This is a genomic window from Streptomyces sp. NPDC028907 (genome assembly GCF_055564995.1).
Map to the genome: position 1 here is coordinate 73,405 of NZ_JBVHVE010000013.1, position 20,808 is coordinate 94,212.

A 20,808-nucleotide genomic window follows, 5' to 3' on the forward strand; every position below is an offset into this window, starting at 1 on the left:
GTCAGGTCACCGATTGGCCTCAAAAATCGGAAGGTAACGGGCAGTTGCGCTCCGATGTGAAGGAGGGACGGTTGGGGTGCAGGGGGTCGTAATGGATTCTTGACGTACAGTTCCGGTCACGGAGATCCAGGGGCGGTACCGTCCCCGGCGGAAAGCCGTTTCATACTCGATCAACACCGGTCATGTGCGACCCTTCGCGCGCCGTGTGACGCCCACGAAGGAGGCAGGGTGGCCACTGATGAAGTGGGCGTGCCCCGTCCGCGTCGCATACGTGGCTTCGCCGACCGCTGGCCGTTCCGGCGCAAGCTCAACCTCCTGGTCGGCGTGCCGCTGACGGTGGTCGCGGCCCTGCTCGCCCATCTCATCGCCGACCAGACCGCGCAGTCGCGCGACGCCGCGGACGCCGCCCGGCTGGTCCGGGAGAGCGTCGAGGTCGCGACCCTCGTGGACCGGCTGGCCGCCGAGCACCAGCAGGCGATCCTGCTCTCCGTGCGCCACGAGGCAGCCCGGGGCGGCGAGCCCTCGTCCGCCGCCTACCGCACGGCGCAATCCCGCGTGAACTCCCAGGTCCAGCGGGTACGCGACGCCTTCGGGGAGGGGCTGCCGGAGACCGAGGCGCAGGCGCTGCGCGGGGTCGAGGGCCTGAGCAGCCTGCGGGACACCGTGGAGCAGGGCTATCTGCCCGCCAGCAACATCGACCCGGCCTACACCCACGCCGCCAAGGGGCTGATCGACGGCCTCGGCCTGGACCGCAACCCCGATCTCGCGACCTCCTTCACCGGCAGCATGCTCGACTCGCTGCTGCGTGCGGGCGCCGCCCACAGCGCCTTCGAGACCGGCGTGTTCTCCGCGTCGACCGGTGACTCCAACGCGCTGATCGAGTTCATCGGCGCGATCGGCGCCTACGACGAGTACACCCACCAGTCCGAGCGTTTCGCCCGGTTCGCCACCGAGGCACAGGCCGAGACCCTCGAAGGGATCAAGTACACCCGCGCGCAGACCACCATCAGCCGGCAGTACTCCGAGCTGCAGATCGACCCGGGCGCGGTGCAGGCCGACTCGCCCGCCGAGATCCGCAGGTCGCTCGCGGAGGCGCTCGACTCCTACGGCGCCTACCGCGACCAGGCCAGGACCCGGCTGGCGATCACCACCTCGCTCATCGGGCAGATCGCCGACGAGGCGGAGAGCGCCTCCGACACGGCGGCGTGGCGCGCGCTGCTGCTGCTGGGGCTCGCCCTGTTCGGCTTCGCCGTCTGGCTGGCCCTCGCCATGCTGGTCCGCCGTTCGGTGGTCCGTCCGGTGCAGGCCCTCACGGGCGCGGCACGACAGGTCGCCGAGGTCGCCGAGCGCGAGCTGGCCCGGGTGGCCGACGACGACGCCGAGGACGACGGCCCGCCCCGGCTGGGCGAGATGCCGGTCACCGCGCGCGACGAGATCGGTGAACTCGCCGAGACCTTCAACCAGGTGCAGACGACAGCGGCCGCGCTGCTGGAGCGGCAGGTGCTCAGTCGGCGCAACGTCGCCGAGATGTTCGGCAACGTGGGCCGCAGGGTCAGCAACCTGACCACACGCCAGCTGTCCCTGATCGACGTGGTGGAGCGGGGCGAGACGGACCCCGCCCTGCTGGAGCGGCTCTACTCCATCGACCACATCGCGGTCCGGCTGCGCCGCAACGCCGACAGCCTGATGCTGCTCGCCGGCATCCACGAGCCGGTCCTGGACTCCGGTCCCAGCCCGCTGACCACCGTCGTGCGCGCCGCGCTCGGCCAGATCGAGGGCTACCAGCGGGTGGAGCTGCGCGCGCGGACCGAGGCCGTGGTGGAGCCGGAGGTCATCGGCGACCTGACGCTGATGGTGGCCGAACTGCTGGAGAACGCGGTGTCGTTCTCGCCGGAGGACAGCCCGGTCGAGGTGAGCGTGGCGACCTCCGGCGACGACGCGGTGATCGTCGTCACCGACCACGGCCTCGGCATGACGCCCGAACGCCTCGACGAGGAGAACGCGCGGCTGATCCGCCGCGAGCGACTGGACGTCGTGCCGACGAAGGTCCTCGGCCTGTTCGTGGTCGGCACGCTGGCGCGCCGCTGGCACATCACGGTCACGTTGTCGCGGACGCCGGGCGGCGGTGTGACGGCCGAGGTGACGGTGCCGTCGTCGCTGTTGGTGACGGGGAGCACGACGGGGTCGGCCGCCACCGCGGCCCTGGCGGCGGTCCGCGCCGCGACGACGCCGGCCGCCGCGCCGCCGGCGGCCGGGACGCCTTCGGCCCCCTCCGCGGGGCCCCGGCCCTCGGCCACGGTGCCGACGGATCCCGTACGGCCGGACGGTGACGGTCACGGAGACGGTGACGGTGACGCCCTGCGGCCGCTGCCCCGGCGCGTCGCGCACCGTGAGCCGGCGCCCGTCGACCATGCCCGGGCCGACCAGCCGGAACCGGCCGTCGGCGCGACCCGGCCGCTGCGTCGCCGGGTCCGTGGCGCGACCCTGCGGACGACCGCCGAGCCCTCCGAGCGGCAGTCGGCGCCGCGGCAGGAGGCGCGGACGCTCGACGCGGAGGCCGTGCGGGCCGCGCTCGACGAGTTCGAGGCCGGCGTGGAACGCGCGCACCGCGACAGCCGGTCCGGCGACACCGGGGAACACCCCGCCCCCGTCACGACCACTACCACGACCCCCCGTGAGCAGGACCAGAACGACTCCCCGGAAGGAGCGGAGCAGTGAGCACGTCGACAGGTGGCACCCCGGTGGGAGGCTCCACGCCGGCCGAACTTCAGGCCGCCGCGGCCGACTTCACCTGGCTGCTGAATCGGTTCGCGAAGGAGACGGCCGGTGTGGTGGACGCCATCGCCGTCTCGTCGGACGGCCTGCTCATCGCCGTGTCCGAGCTGCGTGAGCACGCCGACTCCGAGCGGCTCGCCGCGATCGTCTCCGGCATCACCAGCCTGGCAGCCGGCGCCTCCGGCAACTACGGCCTCGGCGGCCTCAACAAGGTCATCATCGACCTGGAGGGCGGCCACGTCCTGGTCTCCGCGATCGGCAGCGGCGCCGTGCTCGGCGTGGTCACCGACAAGGAGGCCAAGCTGGGCAACATCGCCTACGAGATGACCGTGTTCGCCAACCGCGCCGGCTCCTCCCTCAGCCCGCAGCTCGTGCTGGAGCTGAAGAACAGCGTCGGCGCCGCGTCGGCCCGCTGACGCCGAGAAGGACGGACACCGCCATGGCGGACGGCACCCCACCACCGGACCCTGCCGGTCCGGAGCCCGGCCCCGAAGGGCAGCCGGACCCGGTCGGGCCCGCCCCCGCCGTGCGGCCGTTCCTGGTGACCGCCGGGCGGGTGGTGGGGGATGCCGATGGCCGGTCGATGCCGGTCGAAACGCAGGTGGTGGCCACCACCGACGGGATCGACGCGCTCGACCGGCTGGCCTTCGAGCGGCACGACATCGTCGCCGTATGCCGACTGCCGCAGTCCATCGCGGAGATCGCGGCCCTGCTGCGGCTGCACCTCAACGTGGTGCGTGTCCTCGCCGAGGACCTGCGCGCCGCGGGGCAGTTGACGGTGCACGTGCCCGACTCCGGCGTCGTCCACGACGCATCCGTACTGCGCAGGGTCATCGACGGCCTGCGCGCCATCCCCGACTCACGAGGGGTCACTCCATGACGAGGACTGAACCGGCCACCGTAAGACCGCCGCTGCCGGTCAAGATGGTGATCGCGGGCGGCTTCGGCGTGGGCAAGACCACCGCCGTGGGCTCGATCTCCGAGATCGAGCCGCTGACCACCGAGGCCGCCATCACGGAGGTCGCGGCGGGCGTGGACGACCTCACGCACACCCCGCTCAAGACCACGACCACCGTGGCCATGGACTTCGGCTGCCTCACCATCGACCCCACCCTGAAGCTGTATCTGTTCGGCACACCCGGCCAGGAGCGGTTCGGGTTCATGTGGGACGACATCGTCGAGGGTGCCGTCGGCGGACTCGTCATCGTCGACACGCGGCGGCTCGACGACTGCTACGCCGCCGTCGACTACTTCGAGCACCGGGACATCCCCTTCGCGGTGGCCGCCAACGCCTTCGACGGCAGGGTGGAGCACACCCTGGAGGAGATCCGCTGGGCGCTCGACGTCACCGACGGCGTCCCGGTCGTCGTCTTCGACGCCCGCGAGCGCGGCTCGGTCCGCGACGCCCTGCTGGTCGTACTGGAACTGGCGCTGGCCCGCACGGAGGGATGACGGGAGGGGCGCGAGGCGCGGAATGCCCGCGCACACAACGGCGTTGGTGTCCGTCATGAGTACCGACGAGCGCACCATCACCAACCCGCCCGCCCTGCACGACCCGACCCCGTTCGGCTACAGCCACGCCGTCTCGGCGCCCGGCGAACTCGTCTTCATCAGCGGCCAGTACGCCTCCGACGCCACCGGCGCACCCGTGCCCGGCGACTTCGCCACCCAGGTGGAGCTGGCCTTCGACCGTCTGCGTTCGGCGTTGGAGGGCGTCGGCCTCGGCTACGAGCACGTGGTCCGGCTCGGCACCTTCATCGTGGATCACGACCTGTCCAGGCTGGAGGCGCTCGGCAAGGCGCTGCACGCCCGCTTCGGCACCCGTCTGCCGGCCCAGACCCTGAGTGGCGTGGCCTCGCTCGCGCTGCCGGGGATGCTGTTCGAGGTCGAGGCGGTGGCCGTACGGCCGTAGCCGCACAGAGGTGCTCGGGGCCGCCGTCCCGCTCGGTGCGGGGGACGGCGGCCCCGTCGCGTCACGTCCGCCTGCGCACCCCGGGCGACACCGTGAGCCGCCCCACCGCCCAGAACACCGCGAGCGTCGCCAGTGCCATGGCGGCGACGAGCGTGGCGCCGCCCACGACCTTCTCGTAGTTCCGCTGGTAGAGGCCGTCGATGATGTAGCGGCCGAGGCCGCCGAAGCTGACGTAGGCGGCGATGGTGGCCGTGGAGACGATCTGGATGGCCGCCGAGCGCAGGCCGCTGAGGATCAGCGGGAGGGCGACGGGGAGTTCGACGCGGAAGAGGACCGCGGTCTCGGCCATGCCCATGCCGCGGGCGGCGTCCACCGGGGCGGGGTCGACGGAGCGCATCGCCTCGTAGGTGGTGACGAGGATGGGCGGGATGGCGAGCACGACCAGCGGGATCATCACCGGGGCCATGCCCAGGCCCAGCAGGATGAACATCAGCACCATCAGGCCGAAGCTGGGCAGCGCCCGGGCGGAGGTGGCGATGAGGGCGAGCGTGTTGCCGCCGCGCCCGGTGTGGCCGGTGAGCAGGCCGACCGGCAGGCCGACGGCGGCGGCGATGGCGAGGGCGGTCAGCGTGTACTGGATGTGCTCGCCGAGGCGGGTCGGGATGCCGTCGTAGCCCTGCCAGTGGGCGTTGTCGCTGAAGAAGGAGCTGATGAAGTTCAGGACGTTCACCGGGCGGCCTCCTTCACGGCGGGCGTGCGGGTGTTGTTCCTGCGGGTGGCGCGCGGCATCCAGGGTGTCAGCAGGACACGGAGGCCGATCAGCGCGGCGTCGACGAGGAGGGCGAGGACGGCCGTGCCCAGCACGGAGAGCCAGATCAGGCGGGGCTGGTTGTAGGTCAGGCCGCTGTTGAGCAGGTTGCCGAGGGCGCCCTCGTTGCCGATCAGCATGCCGACGCTGACGAGGGAGATGCTCGACACGGACGCCACCCGCAGCCCGGCGATGATCGCGGGTGCCGCGATCGGCAACTGCACCTGGACGTAGCGCCGTACGGGCCCGAAGCCCATGGCGGTGGCGGCGGCCAGCGTCTCCCGCGGCACCGACCGTACGCCGTCCACGATCGCGGGGACGAGCACGACCAGGCTGTAGACGGCCAGCGGGATCATCACCGTGAGCTCGCTCAGCCCGGTGTAGTCGATGAGGATGACGAAGAAGGCGAGCGAGGGAACCGCGTACAGCACGGTCGTCACCCACAGCACGGGCGCGTACAGCCAGCGCACCCGCACACACAGCTGGGCGACGGGAAGGGCGACGAGCAGCCCGACGAGGACCGGGATGAGGGCTTCGCGCAGATGGAGGGCGACCAGGCCGAAGTAGCTGTTCTGGAGGTCGCTGGGCAGGTCGAAGAGTTCGCTCATGGCGCGACCTTCTGGGCCTTGCCGTCCTCGTCCGGCTCCGCGTCCCGCGCCGCGTCCGCACCGCTTTGGGCGTGCGCGCCCCGGATGGCCTCGCCGATGGCCTGCTGCGAGACGACCCCGGTGGCCCGGCCCGACGCGTCCACGGCGACGGCCCATCCGGTGGGCGAGAGCACGGCACAGTCGAGGGCGGCCCGCAGCGAGTCGGTCTCGGCGACGAACGGGCGCCCGTAGGGAAGGAGCCGGCCGGCCGTGATCGCCCCGGCGGTGACGTCCCGCGGCTCGCTCCAGCCGAGGGGCTTGCCGTCGGCGTCGGTGACGAGGAGATATGGGGTGTCGGCGGCGCAGGCCGCGGTGATCTGTTCGGCACCGGCGTCCACGGCGACGATCGGCTCGGTCAGCAGGTCAAGGCCCGCCGACGGGAAGAACGACAGCCGCCGGATACCGCGGTCGGCACCGAGGAAGTCCTCCACGAACGCGTCGGCCGGCCGGGACAGCAGCTCGGCGGGCGGCGCGAACTGGGCGAGCTTGCCGCCCGTGCGCATCACGGCGACCGTCGTGCCGAGCTTGACGGCCTCGTCGATGTCATGGGTGACGAAGACGATGGTCTTTCCCAACTCGTCCTGGATGCGCAGGAGCTCGTCCTGCAGCCCCTTGCGCACCACGGGGTCGACGGCCGAGAACGGCTCGTCCATCAGCAGCACCGGCGGGTCCGCCGCGAGCGCCCGTGCCACGCCGACGCGCTGCTGCTGGCCGCCGGAGAGCTGGTACGGGTACCGCTTGGCCAGCGTCCCGTCGAGGCCGACCCGCTCCATCAGCTCCCGTGCCCGGGCCCGGGACTTCTCCTTGCCCCAGCCGAGCATGCGGGGCACGGTGGCGATGTTGTCGAGGATCGTGCGGTGCTGGAAGAGACCGGCGTTCTGGATGACGTATCCCATGGACCGGCGCAGTGTGTTGACCGGCTGCTGCCGGCTGTCGACGCCGTCGATGAGGATGGTGCCCTCGCTGGGCTCGACCATCCGGTTGATCATCCGCAGCGTGGTGGTCTTCCCGCAGCCCGACGGCCCCACGAGAACGGTGATCGAGCGGTCGGGTATCTCCAACGAGAGCCGATCGACCGCCACCGTGCCGTCCGGGTATCGCTTGGTGACTGAGTCTATGCGTATCAAAACGCCGAATACCCTTCGGGTTTGACGGGTTTCGCCCGCTTCTGACCGCGGGCGCCGGGCCGTTGGAAGAGTCTAGACGTGTTGTGTTGCGGGGTTGTGGGCCGGAGGAGCCGCTCCGGTCAGCGGAATCGTCACCGTGAACACCGTCGCCCCCGGCTCGCTGGTCAGGTCGATGCGGCCGCCGTGGGCCCGGACCAGTGACTGGGCGACCGCCAGGCCCAGGCCGCTGCCGCCCCGGTCGCGGCTGCGGGCCTTGTCGACGCGGTAGAAGCGGTCGAAGACCCGGGCCCGGTCGGCGGGCGGGATGCCGGGGCCGGCGTCGGCGATCCGGGCCTGGGCCGCGCCGTTCACCATCGACACCGCCACCGAGACCTGGGTGCCGGCCGGGGTGTGCATCGCCGCGTTGGTGAGCAGGTTGTCCAGGACCTGGCGGATGCGCTGGGGGTCCAGGGTCAGCTTCAGGGAACCGGGGCCGGGGGCCACTGTCAGCGAGTGGTCGGCGTGGGTGACCCGGAACGCGTCCGCCGCCTGTTCGACGAGTTCCACCAGGTCCGCCTCCCGCAGCCGCAGCGGTGTCTCCACCTCGGCGGCGTCCAGGCGGGCGAGCAGCAGCAGGTCGTCGAGGAGGAAGCCCATCCGGGCGGCCTCGGAGCGCAGACGGGCCAGGTGCTTGTCCCGCTCCTCGGGGGCGTTGGCGGCGGCGTACTGGAAGAGATCGGCGTAGCCCCGTACCGACATCAGGGGGGTACGCAGTTCGTGGGAGGCGTCCGCCACGAAGCGGCGCAGCCGCTGTTCCGCCTCCGCGCGCACCGCGAGGGAGTCGTCGATGTGCTCCAGCATGGTGTTGAAGGCGGTGCGCAGCTCCTCGACCTCGGGGCCGCCGCTGCGCTTGTCGTGCCGGACCGGCAGTCGCGCCGAGTCCGTCAGATCGTGCGAGGTGATCCCGCGGGCGGTGTGCGCCATGTCGCTCAGCGGCTTCAGACCGCGCCGCAGCATGCCCCGCCCGACCACCACCAGGGTCATCAGCGCCAGGCCGAAGGTGACCGCCTGGATGGCGATCAGCTGGCCCACGGTGTCCTCGATGTCGTCCATGGGCGCGGCGCTGACCAGCACCACCCCGGGCTCGACCTCGCACGCGCGCAGCCGGTACTCGCCCTTGCCCCGCAGGTGCTCGGTGCGCAGCAGCTCGGTGCGCGCGGTGCTCTGCGCCAGGGCGAGCGCGGTGAAGTCGTCGACGTCCTCCGGCAGGTCGGCGGGGTCCTCGGGCCTGCGCAGCTCGGGCGTGCCGTCGGCCACGTCGTAGACGGCGTAGAACCAGCTGTAGTACTTCTTGCCGGTCAGCGTGCCGTAGTCCGCGATGCTCTTGGACTGGGCGATCTGGCCCTGCGCGAGCTGGGTGTCCAGCTGGGCCGACAGGTAGTCGCGCATGTACGTCGTCAGGGCCGTGCCGACGACTCCGAAGACGACCAGGGACAGCACGCCGAGGCCCAGCGCGAGCCGGGTGCCGAGCCGCATCCGGCGGTAGGTCCGCCGCAACCGCCCGATCACTCGGCCGCCTGCCGGATCACGTACCCGAAGCCCCGCACGGTGTGGATCAGCGGCGTGCCGGTGTCGTCGAGCTTGCGGCGCAGCCGGCTGACGACCAGCTCGACGACGTTCGAGCGGCCACCGAAGCCGTACTCCCACACGTGGTCGAGGATCTGCGCCTTGGTGAGCACGGTCGGTGACTTGCGCATGAGGTAGCGCAGCACCTCGTACTCGGTCGGCGTGAGCGTGAGCAGTTTGTCGCCGCGGCGCACCTCGCGGGTGTCCTCGTCCATCATCAGGTCGGCCACCCGAAGGACGGAACGCTGGAAGCCGGGCCCGGCGCTGCGCCGCAGCACGGTCCGCAGCCGGGCCATCAGCTCCTCCACGGCGAACGGTTTCACCAGGTAGTCGTCGCCGCCCCGGGTCAGTCCGGCCACCCGGTCGGCGACTCCGTCGCGGGCGGTTAGGAACACCACGGGCACCATCGTCCCGGCGCCGCGCAGCCGGTCCAGGACGCCGAACCCGTCCACGTCGGGCAGCATCAGATCCAGCACCACGATGTCCGGATGGAACTCGGCGGCCAGCCGCAGCGCCTCCTCGCCGGAGTTCGCGGTGATCGCCTGCCAGCCCTCGTAGCGGGCGACCGTCGCGACGAGGTCGGCGATGGGCGGGTCGTCGTCCACGACCAGAAGGCGTACTTTCTCCACCCGTTCATAGTGCGGCACCGGGGGCCGCTCCTCGGGTGCGGGTCGGGTACCGCGACCACATCGATAAGCACCTGAAAGATGTACGACAGCTTTTCGACAGCTGCGGCCGGACAAGCTCGGTATCCACAGACGAGATCAAGGAGCTGTCGCCGTGACGACGACCGTCCAATCACCCCCTGCGCCTCCCACGGCGATACGCCCCAGGGTGGTCGCCCGCACGGGCCTGTACGCCCTGCTCGCCGCGAACGTGGCCGTGGTCCTCTACTTCTTCTTCGCCGCCGGCTTCGCCTCGAACACCCTCATCGTGCTCGGCCGCCTCACCGGTCTGTTCGGCGCGCTCCTCATGGCCTTCCAGCTGCTGCTGGTGGCCCGGCTGCCCTGGCTGGACCGCCGGATCGGCATGGACCGGCTGACCTCCTGGCACCGCTGGACCGGCTTCAGCGTCCTGTGGGCCCTCCTCGCGCACGCCGTGTTCATCACCTTCGGTTACGCCGAGTCGTCCTCGCTGGACCCGGTGAACCAGCTGGTCGACCTCGCGGAGACGGTCGAGGGCGTGCTGCGTGCCGTGGTCGCGCTGGGGATCATCATCGTGATCGGCGTGGTGTCGGCCCGGTTCGCGCGACGCCGGCTGGCGTACGAGACGTGGCACTTCATCCACCTGTACACCTACGTCGCGGTGGCCCTGGCGTTCACGCACCAGGTCGCGGTCGGCACGTCCTTCACCTCGTCCTCCGCCGCCACGGCGTACTGGTACGGGGTGTGGGGTGTGGCCCTCGCCTCCGTCCTCGTCGGCCGGCTGGTCCTGCCGCTGTGGCGGAACTGGCGCCACCAGCTGCGTGTCTCCGCCGTCGTCGCCGAGTCCGACAACGTCGTCTCGGTCTACGTCACCGGCCGTGACCTGGACAGGCTGCCGGCGCGGGCCGGTCAGTTCTTCCTGTGGCGGTTCCTGACGAAGGACCGCTGGTGGCAGGCCAACCCGTTCTCCCTGTCGGCGGCGCCCGACGGCAACCAGCTGCGGCTCACCGCCAAGGCGGCCGGCGCCGGCTCGGCGGGCCTGAGGCACATCGAGGTCGGCACGCGCGTCTTCGCCGAGGGCCCGTACGGCGCGTTCACCACGATGCACCGCACCCGGCCGGAGGCCGTGCTCATCGCGGGCGGCGTCGGCGTCACCCCCATCCGCGCGCTGCTGGAGGAGCTGCACGGCCACGCGGTCGTGATCTACCGGGTCGCCTCGGACCGGGACGCCGTCCTGTACGGCGAGCTGGTGGAGCTCGCCCACGCCAAGGGCGCGGAGCTGCACCTGGTGACCGGCCCGCCCGTCCCGGACAAGCTGGCCCCGGCGGAGCTGACGCGGCTGGTGCCGGACATCACCGACCGGGACGTGTTCCTGTGCGGCCCGCCGCCGATGATGAACGCGTTGATCGGCAGCCTGCGCGAGCTGGGCGTGCCCAAGCAGCAGGTCCACTTCGAGCGCTTCAGCCTGGCCGGCTGAGAGGGACGGGAAAGACATCGTGAAGCGAGCAATACCTGTCCTGGTCCTGAGCGCCGTGGGCCTGATCCCGGTCTGGCGCTACGAGCCGTCCCTCGGCACCGCCACCACGGAGGCCGCCACGTCGGCCTCGACGCCCTCGGCGGCGGCCGGATCCGGGAACACGGTCGTGAAGGGCTCGACCGTGCAGACCGAGAAGGGGCCCGTGCAGGTCCAGGTGACCTTCCAGGGGTCCAAGATCACGGCTGTGAGGATGCTCCAGCAGCCGAACCACCCCCAGACCACGGCGGCCGTGCCGCAGCTGATCTCCGAGACCCTCGAAGCCCAGAGCGCGGACATCGACACCGTCTCCGGCGCCACGATCACCAGCGACGGCTACAAGGAGTCCCTCCAGGCCGCCATCGACGCGAACGCGAAGTCGTCCTCCGCGTCCCCCTCGGCGTCCGCCGCCTCGCGGACGCAGACGGTCGACGGCCCGACGGTGAACACCGACAAGGGCCCCGTCCAGGTCCAGGTGACCTTCGAGGGCGACAAGATCTCGGCCGCGAAGATGCTCCAGCAGCCGAACCACCCCCAGACCACGGCGGCCGTGCCGCAGCTGATCTCCGAGACCCTCGAAGCCCAGAGCGCGGACATCGACACCGTCTCCGGCGCCACGATCACCAGCGACGGCTACCGGGAGTCCCTCCAGGCCGCCATCGACGCGAAGGACGCCTGACGTGCACCGCGTCGAGCACGTGATGGGGTTCCCGGTCTCGCTGCGGGTCGACGACGCGCACGTCGGCGAGGAGACGGCCGACGCCGTCTTCGCGTGGCTGCGCGAGGTCGACGCGCGGTTCAGCCCGTTCAAGGCGGACAGCGAGGTCTGCCGGCTGGACCGGGGGGAGATCGCGCGCGGCGACGTCAGCGCGGACCTCGACGAGGTGCTGGGCCTGTGCGAGGAGTACCGGGTCGCCACCGGCGGCGCCTTCGACGTACGGCTGCCGGGACGCGGGCTCGACCCGTGCGCGGTGGTCAAGGGCTGGTCGGTGCAGCGGGCGGCCGAGCTGCTGACGGCCGCGGGAGCGCGGCGCTTCGTCCTGAACGCCGGTGGTGACGTCGTCGCCTCCGGCGGGCCCTGGCGGGTAGGGGTACGCCACCCCGAGCAGGCCGACAGGGTGTGCACGGTGGCCGAGCTCACCGACGGGGCGATCGCGACCTCCGCACGCTACGAACGCGGCGACCACATCGTCGACGGCCGCACCGGACGTCCGGCGACCGGACTGCTCTCGCTGAGCGTCGTGGCGTCCTCCCTGACCGTCGCGGACACCGTGGCGACCGCCGCGTTCGCGATGGGCGCGGAGGGCGTCGGGTGGGCGGCCGGCCGGACGGGCTGCGAGGTGTTCGCGGTGGACGCCGAGCGGCGCGTCTTCCGTACGGAGGGCTTTCCGGTGGCGTCGACGGGGACGCCTACGGAGGCCCGACTGACGGGAACATAAGCGGCAGTTCGGTCAGCCCATCCCTTCCGGCAGGACCACGGTCCCGTCGTAGGGGCCCTCGGTCCGCTCGGTCACCTCCTGTTCGTAGCGGATGTGCTGTCCGTCGTAGGGGATGCGGAAGCCGCACTTGAAGGTGTGCGCGGTGATCCGGTACGTGGAGGGGTCGAGGACGAGGGTCTCCTCGACGCTCTCGACGGTGATCGCGCTCTCGGGGGCGGTGACGCCTGCCGCGCGCAACTGCCGCAGGGTCGGGGCGAGTTCATCGAGGGCCTTCTGCACGACGACCTCGTCCCGTACGCCGGGCAGGGGGGCGGTCGTCGTACGGACGCGCAGTTCGACCCGGTCGGCGGGCGTGGCGAGGGTGACCTCGGCGCCGTATCCGCGGAACGCGTCGAGCGCGGCGAGCGGGTCCTCGACCTTGGCCGCGAACTCCGGGTCGGTGAGGGGCCCGTGTTCCCAGTCGGCCGTGCCCTTCCTGACGTGGGCCGTCCCGTCGGTGACGTAGATCTCCTCGGGCTTGCTCACGCCCTTGCTGAGGGTGGTGCCGGTGGAGTGCAGCGCCCATGGGTCGTCCGTCGTCCGGCGCACGGTGGCCGTGTAGGTGGCGGCGTTCTCCTGGCCCTGGAGCACCAGGCCCTCGCGGCCCTTCACCTCGAACGTCCAGCCCTTCCGCCCGGCCATCGCCTGCTCGGCACGGGCGAGGAACTCGGCGGCGGTACGGGGCTCGGGTTCGGCGGGGGCGGCCTGGGGGCCGGGGGCGGTGGGCTGTGTGGAGTCGGCGGGCCGTGCGCCGTCCGCCGGGTCCGCGCAGGCGGTCAGGGCGGCGGCGAGGAGCAGCGCCGTCGCGGCCAGGGGCCTTCTCATGCGGCGGCCCTCCTGACCCGACCGTGCAGGGTCAGATAGAAGGTCTGGAGCGACTCGCCGGGCCCGCCGAGGTCGAAGCGGTTGCGGACCTTGCCGATCGGGTTCCAGACCCGGCCGTCCGGCATCCGCACGCCGACCGGCTGGCCGAAGTAGGCGCGCTGGTCGGCGTCGAAGTCCACCCACTGCGCGCCGGCGCGGCGCACGAGCACCTCACCGACGTAGGCCCCGAGCCCGAACAGAGTGTCCCGCACCTGTTCCCATCCGGCGCCGCCCTTGCGCAGCCCGTCGATCAGGAAGTCCACGAGCCGCAGGCTGGCCACGGAGTAGTCCAGCGGCAGCCGGCCCCGGACGGTGACGCGTACGACGAACTCCGCGGCGCACGCCCGCATGTACTCGGCGACCGTGCCAGGTCTTTCCGCTGGACTCAATGGGACCCCCAACCCTTCGCTCGATGGCCGGCAGAAGCTGCGGCCGGCACTCCTGATCGATCAAGCGGATGTCGCATCAGGAACATCACGGGTCACGGGCGTGTCGATGCCCACACAAGCAAGTCACAGCGGACGTACAACCTTTGGCATCCGCCATGCGTCGGCGGAGCCGGCTTTGGTGCTGTTTGTCCGTGCGTTGGCGTCGGGCGCGCCCCCTGCTGTACAACCGCCCCGCTTCGACGGCCTCGTCCGTCCTGGCCGCCCCATCCGCCCTACCACCAGGGAGACTTCATGAGAACGCGTGCCCGGAAGAGCACGTACACCCGCATCGCCACCGGCCTCGCCACGACGCTGGCCCTCACGGCCGTTTCCTCGGGCCTGCTGGGTGGCGCCACGGCGCAGGCCTACGAGGTCGAGACCGGAACCTTCGCCTTCAGCGGCGACGCGGGCGAGTACATCAGCGCCGGACAGTCGTACTCCTACTCCGACGCGGCGGGCTCGCAGGACGTCATCACCGTCCAGGGCTACAGCACGAACGGCGTTCCGGGGACCGACCTCAGCGTGTTCGTCGACGGCGCGGGCGACGACACCTGGGCGCTGCATCTCGCCGCACCGTGGGGGCAGCCCCAGTCGCTGACACCCGGCACCTACACCGGCGCCAAGGCGAATCCGAGCCCCGACGAGCCCAGGCTCGAACTCCGGGGCAACGGCCGGGACTGCCTCGCCGAGGGCAGCTTCACGATTCGCTCCGTGGAGTTCGGACCGTACGGATACGTCAAGGATCTCGACGCCTCCTTCGAACAGCACTGCCCGGGAGTCACGGCAGCGCTGCGCGGCGAGGTGCGCGTCCACAATCCGGAGCCGCCCGCCGCGACCGTGCTGGGGCTGGGGGTCGCGGCCACCGGCACCGCCGACAAGCGCAGCGGAAAGGCTGTCGTCCACGGCACGGTGACCTGCAACTCGCCCGTCACGGTCGACTCGTACGGCACGGTCAGCCAGACGGTCGACGGCACCACCGTCCGCGGCTCGTACCGCACGCAGGTGCCGTGCGTACCCGGCGAACCCGTTCCGTGGACCGCCGAGGCCACCCCCACGGGCAGCGCGCCCTTCAAGCCGGGTGCGGCCTCGGTGATCGCCCGCGCCACCGGCAAGGACCCGTTCTACGGCCAGACGATCACGTCCGACTACAGCGGTTCACTCGATCTCGACAAGAAGTGACGGCGAGAGGCACCGGACATGAGTTAAGGTTAGGCTTACCTAACTCGAAAGGTTCCCATGTCTGCTGCCTCCTGCCCCGAGCCGTCGCCCGCCGAGCGTGCCCGCTCGGTGCTGGCGGCGGCCGGTTCGCTGACCGTCACCACGCAGGGCCACCGCATCGAGCTGATCGGCCTGCACACCGTCGACGCCGCCTCGCGACTGCTCCTGCACAACCTGCCGGACGGCCACCTCGCCGCCGAGTTGGCGATGGCGCCGCACGGTGACCTCGCCACCCTCGTGGAGTTCACCGACATCGCCCCCGTCGCCGTACGCGAGCGGGTGCGCGCCCGGCTGACGCTCGGCGGCGGGCTCACCGCCCTCGGGCCGAAGGCCCTGGTGTTCAACCCGGCCCGTGCGGTGCTCACCGACGACGACGGCACGATCGTCATCGGCCTCGACGAACTGACCCTCGCCTCCCCCGACCCGCTCGCCACGCACGAGGCGGAGATGCTGGCCCGGCTGGACGCGGCGCACGCGCACACGGTGGCCCCGCTCGCCGGGCTGCTCCCCGCCCGGGAGCGACTCGGCGCGACCGGCGTACGGCCGCTGCGGCTCGACCGGCACGGCCTGGTGCTCCGGCTGGAGACACCGGACGCCCATCACGACGTCCGGCTGCCCTTCGCCACCGCCGCCACGCACCCGGGGGAGGCGGTGCGCCAGATCCACGCCCTGCTCGCCGAGGCCACCGCCCGCCGGCGGCGCCGTCGCCTGCCGACCAGATCGTAGGCGAGGGCCCCCCGAAACCGCCGACCTCCGGGCCACCCGCCGAGGCCTTCCCGTCTCCTCCGCGAACCGCCCGGAGGTCGGCTCTCACAACCGGGTACCTGTCTCCAGGCGCTCCGTGGTCCGCATGAGAGCGATCGTGAACGGGTGCTGAGGATCAGTCAGGATCTGTTGCGCCGGTCCCTGTTCGACGATCTCCCCCGCGTCCAGTACGGCGACGCGATGGGCCAGGCGTGCGGTGTCCAGGTCGTGGGTGACGAGGACGAGGGACAGCTCGTCGTCCTCGCCGACCAGGCCCGCGAGGACGTCGAGGATGCTTCGCCGGGTGACGGTGTCCAGGCCGGAGGTGACCTCGTCGCAGATCAGCACCCGCGGGCGGGCGAGCAGCGCCCGGGCGAGGGCGGCGCGCTGGAGTTCGCCGCCGGAGAGTTCGCCGGGGCGGCGGTGCGCCAGGCGCTCGGGCAGACCGAGACGGTTCAGGGTCGCCGACGCCTCGGCCGTGGCCGCCCGTTCGTCGAGGCCACGCAGGCGTACGGCCGTGCGGGCCACCTGGGGCAGCACGGGCCGGTGTTCGTCGAAGGCGGCGCGGGCGTCCTGGAAGACGTACTGCACGGCGGCGAGTTGGGTCCGGTCGCGGCGGCGGAGGCTGCGGGGGAGGGACGTGCCGTCGAGCAGGATGTCGCCGTCGTGGTCGCTGTGCAGGCCCGCCAGGCAGCGGGCGAGCGTGGTCTTGCCGCTGCCGGAACGGCCGACGACGGCCACGCATTCGCCCGGGTGCAGAGCGAGGTGCGGGGCGCGCAGAACTGCGGTCCGGCGGTCGTGCACGGCAGTCAGGTCCCGTACCTCCAGGACGGGTTGACCGGTCTCGGCGGCCGCCCCGTCCCGCGGTGCCGAGCGCTGTTCGTCGAGCAGCCGGCGGGTCCACTCGTGCCGGGGTGCCGTCCACAGCCGTTCCACCGGGCCCGACTCCACGACCCGCCCCTCGCGCATGACGAGAACCTCGTCGGCGAGGGCGTGCACCACGTCCAGGTCATGACTGAGCAGGACGACCGCGATGCCGCGCGCCGCGACGGCGGCGAGCTGCTCGACGATACGGCTCTTGGTCAACGCGTCCTGGCCGGTGGTGGGTTCGTCGGCGACGATGACGCGGGCGCCGAGCAGCAGCGCCTGGGCGAGGACGACGCGTTGCTGCTGTCCGCCGGAGAGCTGGTGCGGATACCGGCGCAACAAAACTTGTGCGTCCGGGAGCTGGGCGTCCTCCAGGGCCCGTAGGACCAGTGCGCGGGCCGCCTCGCGGCGTTCCGCGCGGGGCAGGTGGCGGACCTGGGGGCGGGCGATGTCGTCGAGGAGGGCGCTGACGCGGCGGGCCGGGTTGAGGACCGCCGCCGGGTGCTGGGGCACATAGCCCACCGGGCCGTCTCCCGGCCGCCGCACCTCGCCCGTGACCAGCGCGCCGGCCGGGTACTCCCCCAGCAGCGCCAGGCCGGTCGTGGTCTTGCCGCTGCCCGAGGCGCCGACCAGGGCGGTCACCTTCCCGGGCGGTACGCGCAGACGCACACCGTCCACGAGGGGGCGGCCGTCGATCTCGACGCGCAGGTCGCGGATCTCGGCGACCGCCGCCTGCGTTGCTGGGCTCACCGGCGTCGTCCCTTCTTCTCCCGGGCGGCACCCGCCGCCGGCACGGCCTTCTTCTCCAGTGCGGCGTCGAAGAGGAGGTTCGTCCCCGTCGTCAGCGCCACGATCAGCAGCGCGGGCACCACCACGGCCCAGGGCTGCACCAGCAGACCGGTGCGGTTGCGGTCGACCATGACCGCCCAGTCGGCGGCGTCCGGCGCGACACCGACGCCGAGGAACGCGGCCGTCGACACCAGGTACAGCACACCCGTCAGCCGGATCCCGGCGTCGGCGGCGAGGGTGCGCAGCGCCGACCGGCCGACGTAGCCGACGGCGATCCGCCACCAGGTCTCCCCCTGCATCCGCAGCGCCTCGACGGCGGGACGTGCCGCGGCCTCCCCCGCCGCCGCCCGCACGATCCGCGCCGCGTCGGGCACGTTCACCAGCGCCACGAGCAGCGCGAGCCCGACGGCGCCCGGCGAGAACACGGAGGCCACGAGCAGGATCAGCAGCAGCGACGGTACGGCGAGCAGCACGTCCAGCGGCCGCATCAGCAGCTCCTCCAGCGGGCGGACGCGGGTCAGCGCGCTGACGAGCGCGACCGGGACGGCGACGAGATACGCGAGCGCGGTGGCGGCGAGCGCGGTGAGCACGACCGTACGGCCGCCCAGCAGGACCTGGTGCCAGACATCACGGCCCACGAAGTCGGTGCCGAGCCAGTGGTCGCCGCCGAGGGTGAAGGAGACGGCCCGGGGGCCGGGGTCACCCACGAACAGCGGCCCGAGCAGGGCCAGGACGAGGGGCACGGCGACGACGGTGACACCGAGCGCGAAACGGCGGTACGTCGTCATGCGGCCACCCCCGCACGCGGGGTCAGCCGGTGCGCCACCAGGTCGGCCCCGAGGTTGAGCAGCACCGTCAGCACACCGAACACCACGGCCAGCCCCTGCACGACGGGTACGTCCCGTTCGGCCACGGCGTTGAGGAGGACCGTGCCCAGGCCCGGGATCACGAAGAGCGCCTCCACCACGATCACCCCGCACAGCAGCCAGTCGACGGTACGGGCGAGTTGCTGCGCGGCCGGGGCGAGGGCGTTCGGCAGGGCGTGGGCGTAGCGGACGCGGGCGCCGGGGACGCCGTAGCGGCGGGCGTGGGCGGCGTACGGGGAGGCCAGGGCGTCGACCATGCCGGCCCGGACCAGGCGGGACAGGGAGCACACCGGGCGGGACAGCAGGACCAGCACCGGCAGGACCAGGGCGGCCGGGTGGCCCAGCAGGTCGGTGCCGTAGCCGACCGCCGTCGGCGGCAGCCAGGCCAGTTTCAGGGCGAGGACCGTCACCAGCAGCACGCCGAGGGCGAACTCGGGGACGGCGTACACGGCCAGCGTGACCGAGCTGACCACCCGGTCGACGAGGCGTCCCTCGTGGCGGGCCGCGAGCACGCCCAGGCCGAAGCCGAGCGGGACGAGGAGGGCCAGTGTCAGCGCGGCCAGCAGCAGGGTGGGGCCGAATGCGTCGGTGATGTACTGGGTGACCGGGCGGCCGGAGGCGAGGGACGTGCCGAAGTCGCCGTGCAGCAGGCCTGCCGCCCAGTCGGCCAGCCGCTCGGGTGCGGGACGGTCGAGGTCCATCGCCTCGCGGATCGCGGCGATGCGGGCGGGGTCCGGCTGGTCGCCGGCGAGGGCGACCGCCGCGTCGCCCGGCAGCGCTTCCGTCAGGGCGAAGACCAGGAGCACGACCGCCACGGTCTGGGCCGCGCCGAGCAGGAGGCGCCTGGTGACGAAGGGGAGATGGGCCGTCGGGCGGGTGCTGCGCCGTCGTGGCTGGTCGGGCAGCTCTCCGCGCCCCTTGGGGGCGCTGCCGCCCCACCATCTCGTCACGCCAGCCACACCCTGTCGAAGCGGGCCCAGTCCAGGGTGTTGGCGGGAGCCTTTGTCGCAACCCCCCTCACCGTGCGCGCCGTTCCGATGATCCAGTCGGCGAAGCCCCAGATGAGGAAGCCGCCCTCGGCGTACAGGCGGCGCTGCATGCGCTCGTACACCGCTGCCCGTTCCGTCTTGTCGCGAGTGGACTGGGCCTGCTGGTAGAGGGCGTCGAAGTCCTTGTGCCGCCACTTGGTGGCGTTGGTGGTGGAGTCGGTGAGCAGGCGCTGGGAGAAGTGGGCCTCGATGGGCATGGCGCCGGAGCGGTAGCAGCACAGGGTGCCGTTGTCGAGGATGTCGCTCCAGTAGGAGTCCTTGCTGCCCATCTTCACGTCGATGGTGACGCCGGCCTTGGCGGCCTGGTCGCGGAAGATGCCGGCGGCCTCGGTGAACCCGGCGGCGACGGCCGAGGTGTCCAGGGTGACCTTCAGCTTCTCGGCGCCGGCCTTCTTCAGCAGGGCGCGGGCCTTGTCGAGGTCCTGCTCGCGCTGCGGCAGGTCGGCCGCGTAGTACTCGTAGCCCTTGCCGAACAGGTCGTTGCCGACCTCGCCCGCGCCGGACAGGGCGCCGTCGACGAGTTCCTTCCGGTCGGCGATCAGGAAGAAGGCCTCGCGGACCCGCTTGTCGTCGAACGGCGCCCGGTCGGTCTTCATGCAGAACGCCTGCATGGCGCTGTTGCGCAGCCGCACGATCTCGATCTGGCCTCCGGCCTCGTGGGCGCGGGCCGTGGTCGGGTTGAGCTCGTGGGCGTACTCGACCTGGCCGCCGAGGAGGGCGTTGACACGGGCGGACTCCTCGTTGGCGACGACGAACTCGATCTCGTCGAGGTGCGGGGCGCCGTCCCAGTAGTCGTCGTTGCGGCGGAACACGGCGGAGCGGCCGGGGGCGAAGGAGACGAACCGGAAGGGGCCGGAGCCCACCGGCTTCTTGTCGAAGTCGGTGCCGGTGGCGTTCTCGGGGACGATGTACGCGCCGAACGCGGCCAGGATGTTGGGGAACTCGGCGGTGGGCCGCTTGAGGACGAACTCGACGGACCGCTCGCCGGTGGCGCGGCTGGCGTCGAGGTCGACGGGTTCCAGCGATGCCTTGGCGCGGAACGCCTGCTCGGGGTCGGCGATACGGCGGTAGCTGTAGAGGACGTCCTTGGCGGTGACCGGCCTGCCGTCATGGAACGTGGCCTGACGCAGCGTCACCTGCCAGCGGTCCAGTGTCTTGTTGGACTCCCACTTCTCGGCGAGGCGGGGCTGGGCGGAGAGGTCGGCGCCGTAGTCGGCGAGCTTGTCGTAGAGCGCCTTGGCGCGGGCGACGTCGGCGAAGAGGTTGGCCAGATGCGGATCGAGGGTCTCGCTCGCACCGCCCCCGGCGAACGCGGCGCGCAGCCGCCCGCCACGCTTGGGGGTGCCGGAGGTGCTCTCCGTCTTGTCGTCCGTGCCGCCTGAGCAGCCGACGAGGGCGAGGGCGGCGGCGCCCGAGGTGGCGGCGAGGAAGCCGCGTCGGCGCAGGCCGGGGAAACGTTCGTCGTACATGAGTG

Annotated in this window: 21 protein-coding genes; 10 read left to right on the top strand and 11 right to left on the bottom strand. The window is 72.1% G+C overall.

What is annotated here, in order from left to right:
• Positions 1 to 228 precede the first annotated feature (228 nt).
• From ACZ4UU_RS33590 to ACZ4UU_RS33610, 5 genes are read left to right on the top strand one after another with little or no spacing between them, the layout of a single operon-like run.
• A complete protein-coding gene (locus ACZ4UU_RS33590) occupies positions 229 to 2,718 on the top strand; it encodes a sensor histidine kinase (RefSeq protein WP_471907159.1) in 2,490 nt (829 codons plus the stop codon).
• Positions 2,715 to 3,191, top strand: a complete 477-nt coding sequence (locus ACZ4UU_RS33595; RefSeq protein WP_062719686.1) for a roadblock/LC7 domain-containing protein — start codon at positions 2,715 to 2,717, stop codon at positions 3,189 to 3,191. Before ACZ4UU_RS33590 ends, ACZ4UU_RS33595 begins: the two co-directional genes overlap by 4 nt.
• Positions 3,192 to 3,214: 23 nt before the next feature.
• Positions 3,215 to 3,655 (top strand): DUF742 domain-containing protein, encoded by a 441-nt coding sequence (locus ACZ4UU_RS33600; protein WP_471907160.1) that lies wholly within the window; start codon positions 3,215 to 3,217, stop codon positions 3,653 to 3,655.
• Positions 3,652 to 4,227, top strand: a complete 576-nt coding sequence (locus tag ACZ4UU_RS33605) for a GTP-binding protein (protein WP_471907161.1) — start codon at positions 3,652 to 3,654, stop codon at positions 4,225 to 4,227. The genes ACZ4UU_RS33600 and ACZ4UU_RS33605 overlap by 4 nt, the downstream gene beginning before the upstream one ends.
• Before the next feature lie 55 nt (positions 4,228 to 4,282).
• Complete coding sequence (locus ACZ4UU_RS33610) at positions 4,283 to 4,687, top strand: RidA family protein (RefSeq protein ID WP_471907162.1); 405 nt, start codon at positions 4,283 to 4,285, stop codon at positions 4,685 to 4,687.
• A 61-nt stretch (positions 4,688 to 4,748) separates the two neighbouring features.
• On the opposite strand, the gene ACZ4UU_RS33615 is transcribed toward ACZ4UU_RS33610, so the two are convergent.
• The 5 genes from ACZ4UU_RS33615 to ACZ4UU_RS33635 form a co-directional block, all read right to left on the bottom strand.
• The gene (locus tag ACZ4UU_RS33615; protein ID WP_471907163.1) at positions 4,749 to 5,417 is read right to left on the bottom strand and encodes an ABC transporter permease; all 669 of its coding nucleotides are present in this window, start codon (positions 5,415 to 5,417) and stop codon (positions 4,749 to 4,751) included.
• Positions 5,414 to 6,103, bottom strand: a complete 690-nt coding sequence (locus ACZ4UU_RS33620; protein WP_471907164.1) for an ABC transporter permease — start codon at positions 6,101 to 6,103, stop codon at positions 5,414 to 5,416. The genes ACZ4UU_RS33615 and ACZ4UU_RS33620 overlap by 4 nt, the downstream gene beginning before the upstream one ends.
• The gene (locus ACZ4UU_RS33625) at positions 6,100 to 7,269 is read right to left on the bottom strand and encodes an ABC transporter ATP-binding protein (RefSeq protein ID WP_471907165.1); all 1,170 of its coding nucleotides are present in this window, start codon (positions 7,267 to 7,269) and stop codon (positions 6,100 to 6,102) included. The genes ACZ4UU_RS33620 and ACZ4UU_RS33625 overlap by 4 nt, the downstream gene beginning before the upstream one ends.
• A 72-nt stretch (positions 7,270 to 7,341) precedes the next feature.
• The gene (locus ACZ4UU_RS33630; RefSeq protein WP_471907166.1) at positions 7,342 to 8,817 is read right to left on the bottom strand and encodes a sensor histidine kinase; all 1,476 of its coding nucleotides are present in this window, start codon (positions 8,815 to 8,817) and stop codon (positions 7,342 to 7,344) included.
• Positions 8,814 to 9,503 carry a response regulator transcription factor gene (locus ACZ4UU_RS33635; RefSeq protein ID WP_234763633.1) on the bottom strand — a complete coding sequence of 230 codons (690 nt, stop codon included), beginning with the start codon at positions 9,501 to 9,503 and terminating at the stop codon, positions 8,814 to 8,816. Before ACZ4UU_RS33635 ends, ACZ4UU_RS33630 begins: the two co-directional genes overlap by 4 nt.
• Positions 9,504 to 9,708: 205 nt before the next feature.
• Here ACZ4UU_RS33635 and ACZ4UU_RS33640 point away from each other — a divergent pair, with 205 nt between their 5' ends.
• From ACZ4UU_RS33640 to ACZ4UU_RS33650, 3 genes are read left to right on the top strand one after another with little or no spacing between them, the layout of a single operon-like run.
• Entirely contained in the window at positions 9,709 to 10,995 is a 1,287-nt protein-coding gene (locus ACZ4UU_RS33640; protein WP_471907310.1) for a ferredoxin reductase family protein, read from the top strand.
• Positions 10,996 to 11,014: 19 nt separating this feature from the next.
• A complete protein-coding gene (locus ACZ4UU_RS33645) occupies positions 11,015 to 11,710 on the top strand; it encodes an FMN-binding protein (protein ID WP_471907167.1) in 696 nt (231 codons plus the stop codon).
• A gap of 1 nt (position 11,711) precedes the next feature.
• On the top strand, positions 11,712 to 12,470 hold the full coding sequence (locus tag ACZ4UU_RS33650) for an FAD:protein FMN transferase (RefSeq protein ID WP_471907168.1): 759 nt from the start codon (positions 11,712 to 11,714) through the stop codon (positions 12,468 to 12,470).
• A 12-nt stretch (positions 12,471 to 12,482) separates the two neighbouring features.
• Here ACZ4UU_RS33650 and ACZ4UU_RS33655 read toward each other — a convergent pair whose 3' ends face one another.
• The gene (locus ACZ4UU_RS33655; RefSeq protein WP_471907169.1) at positions 12,483 to 13,334 is read right to left on the bottom strand and encodes a hypothetical protein; all 852 of its coding nucleotides are present in this window, start codon (positions 13,332 to 13,334) and stop codon (positions 12,483 to 12,485) included.
• Positions 13,331 to 13,723 (bottom strand): hypothetical protein, encoded by a 393-nt coding sequence (locus ACZ4UU_RS33660; protein ID WP_471907311.1) that lies wholly within the window; start codon positions 13,721 to 13,723, stop codon positions 13,331 to 13,333. The genes ACZ4UU_RS33655 and ACZ4UU_RS33660 overlap by 4 nt, the downstream gene beginning before the upstream one ends.
• Positions 13,724 to 14,053: 330 nt before the next feature.
• Here ACZ4UU_RS33660 and ACZ4UU_RS33665 point away from each other — a divergent pair, with 330 nt between their 5' ends.
• Both ACZ4UU_RS33665 and ACZ4UU_RS33670 read left to right on the top strand, forming a co-directional pair.
• On the top strand, positions 14,054 to 14,980 hold the full coding sequence (locus ACZ4UU_RS33665; protein WP_471907170.1) for a hypothetical protein: 927 nt from the start codon (positions 14,054 to 14,056) through the stop codon (positions 14,978 to 14,980).
• 57 nt (positions 14,981 to 15,037) lie between these two features.
• On the top strand, positions 15,038 to 15,745 hold the full coding sequence (locus ACZ4UU_RS33670) for a DUF2470 domain-containing protein (RefSeq protein ID WP_471907171.1): 708 nt from the start codon (positions 15,038 to 15,040) through the stop codon (positions 15,743 to 15,745).
• An 84-nt stretch (positions 15,746 to 15,829) separates the two neighbouring features.
• On the opposite strand, the gene ACZ4UU_RS33675 is transcribed toward ACZ4UU_RS33670, so the two are convergent.
• From ACZ4UU_RS33675 to ACZ4UU_RS33690, 4 genes are read right to left on the bottom strand one after another with little or no spacing between them, the layout of a single operon-like run.
• Positions 15,830 to 17,380, bottom strand: a complete 1,551-nt coding sequence (locus ACZ4UU_RS33675; RefSeq protein ID WP_471907172.1) for an ABC transporter ATP-binding protein — start codon at positions 17,378 to 17,380, stop codon at positions 15,830 to 15,832.
• The gene (locus ACZ4UU_RS33680) at positions 17,377 to 18,207 is read right to left on the bottom strand and encodes an ABC transporter permease (protein ID WP_471907173.1); all 831 of its coding nucleotides are present in this window, start codon (positions 18,205 to 18,207) and stop codon (positions 17,377 to 17,379) included. Before ACZ4UU_RS33680 ends, ACZ4UU_RS33675 begins: the two co-directional genes overlap by 4 nt.
• On the bottom strand, positions 18,204 to 19,190 hold the full coding sequence (locus ACZ4UU_RS33685; protein ID WP_471907312.1) for an ABC transporter permease: 987 nt from the start codon (positions 19,188 to 19,190) through the stop codon (positions 18,204 to 18,206). Before ACZ4UU_RS33685 ends, ACZ4UU_RS33680 begins: the two co-directional genes overlap by 4 nt.
• Before the next feature lie 41 nt (positions 19,191 to 19,231).
• The gene (locus ACZ4UU_RS33690; protein ID WP_471907174.1) at positions 19,232 to 20,803 is read right to left on the bottom strand and encodes an ABC transporter substrate-binding protein; all 1,572 of its coding nucleotides are present in this window, start codon (positions 20,801 to 20,803) and stop codon (positions 19,232 to 19,234) included.
• Between the last annotated feature and the right edge of the window lie 5 nt (positions 20,804 to 20,808).

Excerpts from the sequence above, each read along its gene's own strand:
- ACZ4UU_RS33690 (WP_471907174.1), bottom strand. The coding sequence starts at position 20,803 with ATGTACGACGAACGTTTCCCCGGCCTGCGCCGACGCGGCTTCCTCGCC.
- ACZ4UU_RS33665 (WP_471907170.1), top strand. The coding sequence starts at position 14,054 with ATGAGAACGCGTGCCCGGAAGAGCACGTACACCCGCATCGCCACCGGC.
- ACZ4UU_RS33600 (WP_471907160.1), top strand. The coding sequence starts at position 3,215 with ATGGCGGACGGCACCCCACCACCGGACCCTGCCGGTCCGGAGCCCGGC.
- ACZ4UU_RS33620 (WP_471907164.1), bottom strand. The coding sequence starts at position 6,103 with ATGAGCGAACTCTTCGACCTGCCCAGCGACCTCCAGAACAGCTACTTC.
- ACZ4UU_RS33680 (WP_471907173.1), bottom strand. The coding sequence starts at position 18,207 with ATGACGACGTACCGCCGTTTCGCGCTCGGTGTCACCGTCGTCGCCGTG.
- ACZ4UU_RS33605 (WP_471907161.1), top strand. The coding sequence starts at position 3,652 with ATGACGAGGACTGAACCGGCCACCGTAAGACCGCCGCTGCCGGTCAAG.
- ACZ4UU_RS33660 (WP_471907311.1), bottom strand. The coding sequence starts at position 13,723 with ATGCGGGCGTGCGCCGCGGAGTTCGTCGTACGCGTCACCGTCCGGGGC.
- ACZ4UU_RS33670 (WP_471907171.1), top strand. The coding sequence starts at position 15,038 with ATGTCTGCTGCCTCCTGCCCCGAGCCGTCGCCCGCCGAGCGTGCCCGC.
- ACZ4UU_RS33610 (WP_471907162.1), top strand. The coding sequence starts at position 4,283 with ATGAGTACCGACGAGCGCACCATCACCAACCCGCCCGCCCTGCACGAC.
- ACZ4UU_RS33655 (WP_471907169.1), bottom strand. The coding sequence starts at position 13,334 with ATGAGAAGGCCCCTGGCCGCGACGGCGCTGCTCCTCGCCGCCGCCCTG.